This window comes from Nocardioides ginkgobilobae (assembly GCF_054781275.1).
In genome coordinates, this window is sequence record NZ_BAAGUS010000004.1 from 72,044 (window position 1) to 83,821 (window position 11,778).

Below are 11,778 nucleotides of genomic sequence, written 5' to 3' on the forward strand. Positions count from 1 at the left end.
CGCCATGCCCGACAGCAACGGCCCGACCACCACCCCGCAGCACCGTGCCGACGTCGCCGTCATCGGCGGCACCGGCTTCTACTCCTTCCTCCAGGACCCGGAGGAGGTCGTGGTCAGCACGCCCTACGGCGAGACATCGGCGCCGATCGCGCTCGGCACCGTCGCCGGGCGCCGGGTCGCCTTCCTGCCCCGCCACGGCGCCCACCACGACTTCCCGCCGCACGCGATCCCGGCGCGCGCCAACCTCTGGGCGCTGCGCTCCCTGGGCGTGCGCCAGGTGCTGGCCCCCTGCGCGGTCGGCGGGTTACGCGAGGAGGTCGCCCCCGGCGACGTGGTGGTGCCCGACCAGCTGGTCGACCGCACCTACCGCCGGGTCCCGTCCTACGTGGAGTCCGGCGCGGTGCACCTGCCCTTCGGGGACCCCTACTGCCCGGGACTGCGCCGCGCGGCGCTGTCCGCCGGCCCCGACCTGGTCGACGGCGGGACGATGGTGGTGATCGAGGGTCCGCGCTTCTCGACCCGCGCGGAGTCGCGCTCCTACGCCGCGCAGGGCTGGACGCTCATCAACATGACGGCGCTGCCCGAGGCGGCGCTGGCCCGCGAGCTGGGGCAGTGCTACGCCTCGATCGCGCTGGTCACCGACATGGACGCCGGGGCCGAGGAGGGCTCGGGCGTGGGCCAGGAGGAGGTCTTCGCGCTGTTCCGCGCCAACCTCGAGCGGCTCACCGGCCTGCTGGCGGCCACGATCGCGGCACTGCCCGACCCTGCCGGCTGCACGTGCTCGTCCTGGCTGGACGGCGTCGAGCCGACGTACGAGATCCCCACGCCCGAGGCCGCCACGGACGGCGCGCGCTGATGCGGGTGCTGCTGACCGGCTCGGCCGGGTTCATCGGCGCGGCCGTGGCGCGCGCCCTGGAGGAGCGGGGGGACGAGGTCGTGCGCGTCGACCTGATGCTCGACATGGCGCACGGGTCCACGGCGCCGCCCGAGGGCACCCACCACCTCGACGTGCGCGACGCCGCGGACGGCGGGGAGTGGGCGCGTCTGCTGGCCGGGGTCGACGTGGTGTGCCACCAGGCCGCCGTGGTCGGCGCGGGCGTGCGGGTCGCCGACCTGCCGGCGTACGCCGCCCACAACGACCTCGGCACCGCCGCGCTGCTCGCCGCCATGCACGAGGCGGGCGTGGACCGGCTGGTGCAGGCCTCGAGCATGGTGGTCTACGGCGAGGGCCGCTACGAGTGCCCCGAGCACGGCGAGCAGCCGCCCGGGGTGCGTTCGCGAGCCGACCTCGAGGCCGGCCGGTTCGAGAACCCCTGCCCGGTCTGCGCGGAGCCGCTCGGCTGGGCGCTGGTCGACGAGGACGCCCGGCTCGAGCCGCGCTCCAGCTACGCCGCGAGCAAGGTCGCCCAGGAGCACTACGCGATCGCGTGGGCGCGCCAGGCCGACGCCGCGGGCATCTCGCTGCGCTACCACAACGTCTACGGGCCGGGGATGCCGCGGGACACGCCGTACTCCGGGGTCGCGGCCATGTTCCGCTCCTCCCTCGAGCGCGGCGAGGCGCCGCAGGTCTACGAGGACGGGGCGCAGGTGCGCGACTTCGTGCACGTCGAGGACGTCGCCCGCGCCAACCTCGCCGCCCTCGACGCGGTCACCGCCGCGGAGCCCGGCAGCCACAGGGCCTTCAACGTGGCCTCGGGGCACCCGGTGGGCATCCGGCAGGTCGCCGAGCTGGTGGCCCGCGGCACCGGTCGCGACATCGCCCCCGAGGTCACCGGGGGCTACCGGCTCGGCGACGTGCGGCACGTCGTGGCCTCGCCGCAGCGGGCCGCCGACGAGCTCGGGTTCCGGGCGCAGGTGCTGCCCGAGGACGGGCTGCCCGCCTTCGCCACGGCGCCGCTGCGCGCCTGAGCGGGTCGCGGGTGGCCGCTCACCAGGTCGTGTAGAGCAGGTGCTGGACCAGCAGCGCCGTGACGACCTGGGCCAGCAGCGCCGGCGAGCGCCAGCGGGCCGGCAGCAGCGCGACCGACAGCGTCAGCCACGGCACGAACGGGATCCAGATCCGCTCCACCTCCGACTTGCTCATGCGCGAGGCGTCGGCAGCCAGGACCACCAGCAGCATGGCGCCGGCCAGCAGGACCACGGCGCGCTGCTCGGCGTCGAGGGTCCGGCGCGCCAGCGCCCTCACACGGGTCAGCAGGACCGCGAGCCCCGCCCACAGCATCGGTCCGACCACGACCGCGAGGGCGGCGAGGTTGCCCCACAGCCAGTACCACGCCGGACGGTCGGCCGCGATGCCCTCCCAGTAGCGGTCGTGCAGCACCGGGTAGGCCTCCCACCACGCGAAGCCGGCCGCGGCGAACCCGAGCACCGGCACCCAGGCAGCGGCCACGGCCACCGGCAGCACCGAGGTGCGCCAGGCCCCGCCGACCGTGATGACCGCGAGCGCGACCAGCCCGACCAGCGGCATGCCGTAGGACATCAGCACCGCGCAGCCGAGGACGAGCCCGGCAGGGACTGACCACAGCCGCGCTCGTGGGGTGCTGCGGGTGGCGAGCGCGAGGCAGGCCAGGCCCCAGGCCACCACCGCGCCGATCACGGCGTCCGCGGAGACCGCGACGAAGACGGCGGCGGGGGAGAGGGCCAGCGGCACCGCCACCCGGCGGGCGACGCCCTCGACCCCCAAGGCCCGCAGTGTGATCAGGACGGCGACCGGCATCGAGGCCCCCACGACCGTCACCACGACCCCGGCGGCGAGGTCGCCACCGAGGCCCACCTGCACGAGCCCGACGAAGAAGAGCAGCATCAGCGGGGGGTGGCCGGCCACGTGCGTGGGCCAGTTGCGCGGCGCCGCGTCGTAGGAGATCCGCTCGACGTACTCCCGCAGCAGCAGCCCGACGTCGTCGACCTCGCGCGCGGTCGGGAGGTACTCCACCGGGTTGCCCAGCACCCGCGACAGCCCGTCGGGGCCGTCGACCAGCGCCAGGGACAGGCACCAGCCCACCGCCAGGAGGTACGTCGCGAGCAGCAGCGGCCGCCAGCCGGCGCCCGGAGCCCACCGCGCCACCCACCACCAGCCGCCGAGGCCCAGTGCCAGCGCCGGGAGCGTCCCGGGACCGAACCACTGCGGCGCCCACCAGCCGTGGAACGGCGGCGAGAGCACCTCGTCGACCTGCGAGCGCGGCGCCCGGGTGTTGACCTCCCAGTCGAGCAGGTGCGGGAGCGTGAACGCCGCGACGACCAGCAGGGCGGTCAGCACGACCCCGGTCCAGGCGGCCCGCGAGGTCGTCATGGCGGCGACTGTATCCACGGCCGACACCCCTCCGGAGGGTCCCGGCCCACCCTTCCGGCCAGGGACCGCGGTCTACGGTCGTGCGCATGCCCGAGGTCCCGCCCGCGCACCGCCACCCGGACGGCCCGGTGGCCGACCTGGTGCTGCCCTGCAAGGACGAGGCGCCCGCGCTGGAGGCGCTGCTCCCGCGGATCCCGGCGGAGTTCTCGGTGATCGTGGTCGACAACGGCTCGCGCGACGGCACGGCAACGGTGGCCGAGCGGCTCGGGGCGACCGTGGTCCACGAGTCGGTGCCGGGCTACGGCGCGGCCGTCCACGCCGGCCTGCTCGCCGCGACCCGCGAGCACGTGGCCTTCATGGACGGTGACGGCAGCTTCGACCCCGACCAGCTGCTGCCGCTGCTCGACGACGTGCGGTCCGGGCGCGCGGACGCCGCGCTCGGCCGACGACGGCCGGTCGACAGGCGGGTGTGGCCCTGGCACGCCCGGCTCGGCAACGCCCTCATCGTGTGGTGGCTGCGCCGGCGGCTGCAGATGGCCGCCCACGACATCGCGCCGATGCGCGTCATGGGGCGCCAGGCGCTGCTGGACCTCGACGTGCGCGACCGACGCTTCGGCTACCCCGTGGAGCTGCTGCAGAAGCTCACCGTGGCCGGGTGGCGGGTCAGCGAGCGCGACGTCGACTACCACCCGCGTGCCGAGGGCACCCGCTCCAAGGTGTCGGGATCCGTCCGGGGCACGCTGCGCACCGCCCGCGACTTCGCCCGGGTGTTGCGGTGAGCGGCCGCTCCGGCGCGGCGGTGCGCGCCCTGGTCGTGGCCAAGGCCCCCGTGGCCGGCCAGGTCAAGACCCGCCTCGGCGCCGACGTCGGTCTCGAGCAGGCCGCGGGGCTCGCCGCGGCCGCACTGCTGGACACCCTCGAGGCCTGCACGACGGCGTACGGCGCCGAGCACTGCCACCTGGCGCTGGCCGGCGACCTGGCCGGTGCCGTCGCGTCCACCGACCTGCTCGCGGCCGTGGCCGGCTGGACGGTGCACGAGCAGCGCGGCGAGGACTTCGCCGAGCGGCTGGTGGCCGCGCACGCCGACGTCGCCGCGAGCGGTCCCGGCCCGGTCGTCCAGGTCGGCATGGACACCCCCCAGCTGACCCCGGCGCTGCTCGAGGCGACCGCCGAGGTGCTGCAGGAGCACGACGCCGTCCTCGGGCCTGCCGAGGACGGCGGCTGGTGGGTCCTGGGGCTGCGCGACCCGCGCGACGCCGCGGCCCTGGCGGGAGTCCCCATGTCGACCGCGCACACGCACCGCGACACCGCTGCCGCCCTGGCCGCGCGCGGGCTGTCGGTCGGCACGACGACGGTGCTGCGCGACGTCGACGAGGTCTCCGACGCCGACGCGGTCGCCCGCGCGGTGCCGGGCACACGTTTCGCCCGACGCTGGCACGCCTTGTGGGGGGTGGGCGCATGAGCCTGGCCGAGGAGACAGCCCCGGACCTGCGACGTGGTGGTGCGGACCGCTCCTTCAGCAGCCTGTTCGCCCATGCCCTGCGCGGGGCCCCGTGCCGGGTCCTGGGGCTCGACGGCGGACCGACCGACCTGCCGGTCCACGAGTGGACGCGGCGCGCCGACCCCGCCGACGACGCCCTGCTGTCCCACTGCCACGGGCCGACCCTCGACGTGGGCTGCGGCCCCGGGCGGCTCGCGGCCCGGCTGGCCGAGCGCGGGGAGCGGGTGCTGGGGCTCGACGTGGTCCACGAGGCCGTCGAGCAGACCCGGGCCCGCGGTGTGCCGGCCGTGCACGCCAGCGTCTTCGACCCGGTGCCCGAGGAAGGGCTGTGGACCACCGCGCTGCTGGCCGACGGCAACATCGGCATCGGTGGTGACCCCGCGGCGCTGGTGCGCCGCCTCCGCGACGTGGTCGCCCCCGGCGGCAGGATCGTCGTCGAGCTGGCCGGACCGGGCGTCCCGACCTCTACCCGGTGGGCACGGCTGGAGGCCGCGGGCTCCCTCAGCCGGCCGTTCCGGTGGTCGGTGGTCGGGCTCGACGGCGTCGCGGACCTCGCCGCCTCGGCGGGGCTCCGGGTCGCGGTCCGTGCGCCGTTCGGGCACGGCCGCTGGGTGGCGGTACTACAGTCGCCGACGTGAGCCCCCGGCCGAGGTTGCCCGGCGAGCACGGCTTCACGTCGCGACTGCGCTCACCTGCCGTGTCGGCGCGGGTCGGGCGGTGGCTGGGCATCAGCTTCGGCATCTGCTTCCTGACCGGCCTGGTCAGCCACTACGCGCAGGACCCCTCCCAGCCGGTGCCCTTCCCGACCAGCCCGGCGTGGGGCTACCGGGTCACCCAGGGGCTGCACGTCACCACCGGCATCGCCTCGGTCCCGCTGCTGCTGGTGAAGCTCTGGACCGTCTTCCCGCTGCTGCTGCAGTCCCTCCCGGCCGGGACCGGCGCCCGGCTGCGGGCTGCTGGCGAGCGCGCCTCCAACGCGGTGCTCGTCGCCTCCTCGGTCTTCCTGCTCACCACGGGGCTGCTCAACTCCACCCAGTGGTACCCCTGGGAGTTCTCCTTCCGCCGCACGCACTACGCCCTGGCGTGGGTGGCCATCGGGGCCCTGCTGCTCCACCTGGCGATCAAGGCACCGACCATCCGCGAGGCGCTGCGCCGTGATGTCGACGACCCCGCGCTGGACCGGCCGACGGCGACCGAGCAGGGGGCCCTGGGACGTCGCGGCCTGCTGCGGGCCACCTGGACCGCCAGCGCGCTGGCGGTGCTGGCCACGGCCGGCTCGACCGTCCCGTGGCTGCGCCAGGTCTCGGTGCTCGGGGTCCGCTCGGGCGAGGGTCCCGGCGGGGTGCCCGTGAACCGCACCGCGCGCGCGGCCGGGGTCACGGAGACCGCCGTCGACCCGGCGTACCGGCTGGAGGTGGTGAGGGGCACCCGCCGCGTCTCGCTGGCCCGTGAGGACCTGCTGGCGATGCCGCAGCGCACCGAGGGGCTGCCGATCGCCTGCGTCGAGGGCTGGAGCGCCTCGGCCGCGTGGACCGGGGTGCGCCTGCGCGACCTGCTCGACCTCGTGGACGCGCCCGCCGGGTCCGAGGTCGAGGTCACCTCGCTGCAGCAGCGGGGTGCCTTCGCCCGCACGCTGCTGCAGGGGAACTTCGCCGACGACGACCGCACGCTCGTGGCCCTCGCGCTGGCCGGGGAGCCACTCGACCTCGACCACGGCTACCCCGCCCGGCTGATCGCCCCCAACCGGCCGGGCGTACTGCAGACCAAGTGGCTGTCGCGGCTGGAGGTCCTCGCGTGAGCCGCGGGCGCGCAGGCCTCGGCGCCCTCGGCGTCCTGCTCGCGGCGTACGGCGGGTGGCTGCTGCTGTCCCGGCAGGACTCCGCCGGGAACCTCGACGCGGTGCTCTGGCTGGCGGGAGGGGTCGTGGTGCACGACCTGCTGCTCGCCCCGGCGGTGCTGGCCCTGTGCTGGGTCGGCGCGCGGCTGCTGCCGCCGCTGGCCCGGCCCGCCGCGGCCGCGGGGCTCGTGGTGCTCGGGAGCCTCACGCTGCTCGCCGTTCCCTTCCTCGGCGGCTTCGGTCGCGACAACGCCCCCGACAACGCCACGCTGCTGGACCGCGACTACACCGCCGGGTACCTCGTGCTGGTGGCGCTCGTGCTCCTCGGCGTGGTCCTGCCGGTCCTGGTCGTCACCGTGCTGCGGAGGCGGTCGGACGGGCAGGGTTGAGGGAGGCCGGCGCGCAGCGTGTCGTGCGCCCGTGTCGAACAGGTGTTCGGCTAGCGTGCTGTCCACAGGCACGGCGCGGGACGAGGTCGTCCACACCCCACGACACGCTGATCAGGCGTTGTCGGTGGCTCGCCCTAGCGTCGTCGATGTGCCTGGCCCACGACGAGAGACGAGGAAGAACACCATGGCTGGTGGAGATCGCGACAAGGCGCTGGATGCAGCGCTCGCCAACATCGAGCGGCAGTTCGGCAAGGGCTCGGTCATGCGCCTGGGCGACGAGACCCGCGCGCCCCTGGAGGTGATCCCCACCGGGGCCATCGCCCTCGACGTGGCCCTCGGCCTCGGCGGCCTGCCCCGCGGGCGCGTCGTGGAGATCTACGGCCCGGAGTCCTCCGGAAAGACCACGGTCGCGCTGCACGCGGTGGCCAACGCCCAGCGCCAGGGCGGCATCGTGGCCTTCATCGACGCCGAGCACGCGCTGGACCCGGAGTACGCCAAGAACCTCGGCGTCGACACCGACGCCCTGCTGGTCTCCCAGCCCGACTCCGGTGAGCAGGCCCTGGAGATCGCCGACATGCTGATCCGCTCCGGTGCGCTCTCCCTCATCGTCATCGACTCCGTGGCCGCACTCGTGCCGCGGGCCGAGATCGAGGGCGAGATGGGCGACAGCCACGTCGGTCTCCAGGCGCGGCTCATGAGCCAGGCCCTGCGGAAGATGACCGGTGCGCTCAACAACTCCCAGACCACCGCGATCTTCATCAACCAGCTGCGCGAGAAGATCGGCGTCATGTTCGGCTCGCCCGAGACCACGACCGGTGGTCGGGCGCTGAAGTTCTACTCCTCGGTCCGCCTCGACGTGCGCCGCATCGAGACGCTCAAGGACGGCCAGGAGATGGTCGGCAACCGGACCCGCGTCAAGGTCGTGAAGAACAAGGTGGCCCCGCCGTTCAAGCAGGCCGAGTTCGACATCATGTACGGCAAGGGCATCTCCCGCGAGGGCGGCCTCATCGACGTCGGCGTCGAGGCGGGCCTCGTGCGCAAGGCCGGTGCCTGGTACACCTACGAGGGCGACCAGCTGGGCCAGGGCAAGGAGAACGCACGGACCTTCCTGCGCGACAACCCCGACCTGGCCAACGAGCTGGAGAAGAAGATCCTCGAGAAGCTCGGTGTCGGCCCGACGGTCGACGCCGAGGCGCCCGCCGACCCGATCGGTGTGGACGACTTCTGAGGATGGACCCCGAGACCCGTCCCGCCCCTGACTGGGCCGGCGACGTCAGCCTGGGCGTCGACGTCTGGACCCGACGGGCAGCACCTCGGACCGACGACCGTGCCGCGCCGCCACCGGAGGACCCGGTGGCGGCCGGCCCGGACGCCGACCCCGAGTCGGTCGCCCGCACGATCCTGCTCGACCAGCTCACGGGCCGGGCCCGCAGCCGCAAGGAGCTCAGCGACAAGCTGCGCTCCAAGGAGGTCCCCGAGGACCTCGCCCAGCGGCTGCTGGACCGGTTCGAGGAGGTCGGGCTGGTCGACGACGAGGCCTTCGCCCGCGCCTGGGTCTCGGGGCGCCAGTCGACCAAGGGCCTGGCCCGTCGGGCCCTGGCGCAGGAGCTGCGGCGCAAGGGCGTCGACGACGAGGTGGCCCGCGGGGCCCTCGACGAGCTGGACCCCGAGACCGAGGAGCAGGCGGCACGAGCGCTCGTGCGCAAGAAGCTGCGCACGCTGAGCCGGGTCGACGACGTCACCGCGACCCGGCGCCTGGTCGGGATGCTGGCGCGCAAGGGCTACGGCTCCGCCATGGCCTTCGCCGTGGTCCGCGACGAGCTGGCGCAGGCCGGTCGCGAGGACCTGCCAGACTCCACCGCGTGACTGCCCCACCGGACCTCCCAGACGACCACCCGGCCGCCCTCGAAGGCGTCCGGGTCACCCGCTACGTCACGCCCCTGCGCGAGGGCGGCTCCTTGCCGGGCGTGGTGGAGGGCGAGGACCTCGGCACCTACGTCTGCAAGTTCCGCGGCGCGGGGCAGGGCCTGCGCGTGCTGGTGGCCGAGGTCGTGGTCGGCGAGATCGCCCGCCGCATCGGGCTGCGCACCCCGCGCCTGGTGGTGCTCGACCTGGACCCGGCCATCGCCCGCTACGAGGCCGACGAGGAGGTCCAGGACCTGCTCAACGCCAGCGCGGGGGACAACCTGGGCATCGACTTCCTGCCCGGCGCCTTCGGGTGGACCGACGAGCAGCGCACGGCCGTGCCGGAGGAGGCGGCGCGGGTGCTGTGGCTCGACGCCTTCTGCGCCAACGTCGACCGCTCCTGGCGCAACCCCAACCTGCTGGTGTGGCACGGCGACCTGTGGGTCATCGACCACGGTGCCTCGCTCTACTTCCACCACGGCTGGCCTGGCGGCTCGCTGGAGCGCGAGGGTGCCGCGCAGCGCTTCGCCGACCAGCCCTGGGACGGCTCCGACCACGTCCTGCGCGACGGTGTCGGCGACCTCGAGGGCCTCGACGAGCAGCTGCGCGCGCTCCTGGGCCCTGAGGTGCTGGCCGAGGTGCTGGCGCTGGTGCCCGACGCGTGGCTCGAGCCGGTGCCGGGCGCGGAGTCCCCGCAGGAGCTGCGCGCGGCGTACGTCGCCTTCCTCACCGCGCGGCTGGGCTCGCGCGCCTGGCTTCCCGGGGCCGGCACGGCGGGAGGTCGGCGGTGAGCGAGCTGCTGCCCTACCAGTACGTCGTGCTGCGCTGCGTGCCGCGCGTGGAGCGCGAGGAGTTCCTCAACGTCGGCGTGGTGCTCTACTGCCAGGCCCGCGACCTGCTCGAGGCGGCCTGGCACGTCGACACCGACCGCGTGCAGCATGTCTTCCCCGACCTCGACGTGAGCCGGCTCTGCGAGGGGCTGGCGTTCGTCGACGGCGTGTGTGCCGGCGACGAGCGCGGGGGAGCGGCGGCCTCGCAGCCGCTCGGCACCCGCTTCGGCTTCCTCAAGGCGCCACGCAGCACCGTGCTGCAGCCAGGCCCCGTGCACGGCGGGATGACCACCGACCCGGGGGCGGAGCTGCAGCGGCTGCTCGACCGCCTCGTGCGCTGAGTCAGACCGGGACGAGCTCGACGGCGCCGACGGCGTAGCGCGCCAGCACGACCCGCGCGACCTCGGGGTGCGCGCCCAGGGGCTCGGACACCGCGATGGCACCGGCCTCGAGGGCCAGCTCGGCGGCCCGGTCCGGCGTGGCACCGGGCGCGAGGAAGAGCGAGGCGACCGCGATGTGGCGGCGTCCCTCGGCGCGGAAGGCGCGCACGGCCTCGCCGGTGGCCGGCGGGGCGGCCGCGGCGAAGGCCGCGGTCACGGGGAGCTTGTGGTGCGAGCCCCACAGCCGCGCGAGCCGAGCGACGGCCTGGTTGGCCAGCGGGTCGCTGGAGCCGGAGGCGGCCAGGACGAGGGCGTCGAGCTCGCGGACCCGGGCCCGGGCGAGGGCCTCGCGCATGCGGACGTCGAGGACCTGGAGGAAGCAAGCCTCCAGCCCGAGGATGTCGGTGGCGTGGATCTGCAGGCCGGGGTGGCGCTCGGAGGCCTCGGCCAGCGCCGCCGGGACGTCGACGGAGGCGTGCTGGGCGTGGGTCAGCAGCAGCGGGACCACGACGATCTCGTCGTGACCGGAGCGCACCAGGCGGTCCACGACCGTCTGCAGGCCGGGGCGCGACTTCTCCAGGAAGGCCGCCTCCACCTTGAGGTCGGGTCGCACGGCGCGGACCTCGTCGACGAGGGCCTTGATCGTTGCGGCCGCGCGGGGGTCACGGCTGCCGTGGGCGAGGGCCACGAGGGCGGGGGCTGCCATCGGGTTCCTCCTTCTGTGTGGATCTGCTGTGATCGGTGTCCTGCGGTGCGACGGCGCTGTCGGCGGATGGTGCTCGTTGTTGCTGGTGGTCGGTGGGGAGAGGTGGTCCGGGGTCGGGTCAGGCGTGGATCCCGCACTCGGTCTTGCCGGTGCCGGCCCAGCGGCCGCTGCGGGCGTCCTCGCCCGGCGCGACCCGACGGGTGCACGGGAAGCAGCCGATGGAGGGGTAGCCGTCGTAGACCAGCGGGTTCACCAGCACGCCGTTCTCGGCGACGTACCGGTCGACCTGCTCGTCGGACCAGCGGGCGATGGGGGAGACCTTGACCTTCTGCTTCTTGGCGTCCCACCCGATCACCGGCGCGATGATCCGGTGGTGGGTCTCGGCCCGCCGCAGGCCAGTGGCCCAGGCGTCGTAGCCGGCCAGCGACTCCTGGAGCGGCTGCACCTTGCGCAGGAAGCAGCAGCGGTCGGGGTCGGTGCGGAAGAGGTCCTTGCCCTCGGTCGCGTCCTGCTCGGCCACGCTCTGCCGCGGCGTGATCGTGATCAGGTTGACGTCCATCGTGGCCTCGACCGCGTCCCGGGTGCCGAGGGTCTCCACGAAGTGGTAGCCGGTGTCGAGGAAGACCACGTCGATGCCCGGCACGACCTTGGCGGCCAGGTGGGCCAGCACGGCGTCCCCCATGGAGGAGGTGATGCAGAAGCGCTCGCCGAAGGTGGCCGCGGCCCACTCGATGATGTCCTCGGCGGGCGCCAGCTCGAGCTCGGCGCCCCAGTGGGACACCAGCTCGCGCAGCTCCTCGGGGGAGCGCCCCTCGGTCTCGATGCCGCGCTGGGCACGTGCGGCGCGGGTGGTGGCAGATGTCATGAGGTTCCTCCCGGTGCGGACGGCGGAGGGGCGAGGTGCCCGATCAGCCGCAGGGAGAAGGCGCGCCGGCAGGAGT

14 protein-coding genes are annotated in these 11,778 nt (G+C 74.8%); 11 read left to right on the forward strand and 3 right to left on the reverse strand.

The genetic code is table 11. The features are described 5' to 3' along the window. Window positions 1-4: 4 nt before the first annotated feature. The gene (locus ACYVID_RS05445) at window positions 5-856 is read left to right on the forward strand and encodes an S-methyl-5'-thioadenosine phosphorylase (RefSeq protein WP_460735194.1); all 852 of its coding nucleotides are present in this window, start codon (window positions 5-7) and stop codon (window positions 854-856) included. Next, entirely contained in the window at window positions 856-1,908 is a 1,053-nt protein-coding gene (locus ACYVID_RS05450) for an NAD-dependent epimerase/dehydratase family protein (protein ID WP_460735196.1), read from the forward strand. Before ACYVID_RS05445 ends, ACYVID_RS05450 begins: the two co-directional genes overlap by 1 nt. A 19-nt stretch (window positions 1,909-1,927) precedes the next feature. On the opposite strand, the gene ACYVID_RS05455 is transcribed toward ACYVID_RS05450, so the two are convergent. Continuing rightward, on the reverse strand, window positions 1,928-3,289 hold the full coding sequence (locus tag ACYVID_RS05455) for a hypothetical protein (protein WP_460735198.1): 1,362 nt from the start codon (window positions 3,287-3,289) through the stop codon (window positions 1,928-1,930). 86 nt (window positions 3,290-3,375) lie between these two features. Here ACYVID_RS05455 and ACYVID_RS05460 point away from each other — a divergent pair, with 86 nt between their 5' ends. From ACYVID_RS05460 to ACYVID_RS05500, 9 genes are all read left to right on the forward strand, one after another. Then, window positions 3,376-4,068, forward strand: coding sequence for a glycosyltransferase family 2 protein (locus tag ACYVID_RS05460; protein ID WP_300643110.1), 693 nt, complete (start codon window positions 3,376-3,378; stop codon window positions 4,066-4,068). Next, the gene (locus ACYVID_RS05465) at window positions 4,065-4,751 is read left to right on the forward strand and encodes a TIGR04282 family arsenosugar biosynthesis glycosyltransferase (RefSeq protein WP_460735200.1); all 687 of its coding nucleotides are present in this window, start codon (window positions 4,065-4,067) and stop codon (window positions 4,749-4,751) included. Before ACYVID_RS05460 ends, ACYVID_RS05465 begins: the two co-directional genes overlap by 4 nt. Next, the gene (locus ACYVID_RS05470) at window positions 4,748-5,428 is read left to right on the forward strand and encodes a class I SAM-dependent methyltransferase (protein WP_300643114.1); all 681 of its coding nucleotides are present in this window, start codon (window positions 4,748-4,750) and stop codon (window positions 5,426-5,428) included. The genes ACYVID_RS05465 and ACYVID_RS05470 overlap by 4 nt, the downstream gene beginning before the upstream one ends. Next, window positions 5,425-6,588 carry a molybdopterin-dependent oxidoreductase gene (locus ACYVID_RS05475; protein ID WP_460735203.1) on the forward strand — a complete coding sequence of 388 codons (1,164 nt, stop codon included), beginning with the start codon at window positions 5,425-5,427 and terminating at the stop codon, window positions 6,586-6,588. The genes ACYVID_RS05470 and ACYVID_RS05475 overlap by 4 nt, the downstream gene beginning before the upstream one ends. Next, a complete protein-coding gene (locus ACYVID_RS05480; protein ID WP_460735205.1) occupies window positions 6,585-7,016 on the forward strand; it encodes a hypothetical protein in 432 nt (143 codons plus the stop codon). Before ACYVID_RS05475 ends, ACYVID_RS05480 begins: the two co-directional genes overlap by 4 nt. Window positions 7,017-7,200: 184 nt before the next feature. After that, window positions 7,201-8,244, forward strand: coding sequence for a recombinase RecA (gene recA, locus ACYVID_RS05485; protein ID WP_300643120.1), 1,044 nt, complete (start codon window positions 7,201-7,203; stop codon window positions 8,242-8,244). 2 nt (window positions 8,245-8,246) lie between these two features. Beyond that, on the forward strand, window positions 8,247-8,882 hold the full coding sequence (locus ACYVID_RS05490) for a regulatory protein RecX (protein WP_460735207.1): 636 nt from the start codon (window positions 8,247-8,249) through the stop codon (window positions 8,880-8,882). After that, a complete protein-coding gene (locus ACYVID_RS05495; RefSeq protein WP_460735209.1) occupies window positions 8,879-9,712 on the forward strand; it encodes a HipA family kinase in 834 nt (277 codons plus the stop codon). Before ACYVID_RS05490 ends, ACYVID_RS05495 begins: the two co-directional genes overlap by 4 nt. Next, window positions 9,709-10,092 carry a DUF3037 domain-containing protein gene (locus ACYVID_RS05500; protein WP_460735211.1) on the forward strand — a complete coding sequence of 128 codons (384 nt, stop codon included), beginning with the start codon at window positions 9,709-9,711 and terminating at the stop codon, window positions 10,090-10,092. The genes ACYVID_RS05495 and ACYVID_RS05500 overlap by 4 nt, the downstream gene beginning before the upstream one ends. Window position 10,093: 1 nt before the next feature. On the opposite strand, the gene ACYVID_RS05505 is transcribed toward ACYVID_RS05500, so the two are convergent. Together ACYVID_RS05505 and ACYVID_RS05510 are read right to left on the reverse strand one after the other, a co-directional pair. Next, a complete protein-coding gene (locus ACYVID_RS05505; protein WP_460735213.1) occupies window positions 10,094-10,837 on the reverse strand; it encodes a sirohydrochlorin chelatase in 744 nt (247 codons plus the stop codon). Window positions 10,838-10,955: 118 nt separating this feature from the next. Further along, window positions 10,956-11,702, reverse strand: a complete 747-nt coding sequence (locus ACYVID_RS05510) for a phosphoadenylyl-sulfate reductase (protein WP_300643131.1) — start codon at window positions 11,700-11,702, stop codon at window positions 10,956-10,958. Window positions 11,703-11,778 lie beyond the last annotated feature (76 nt).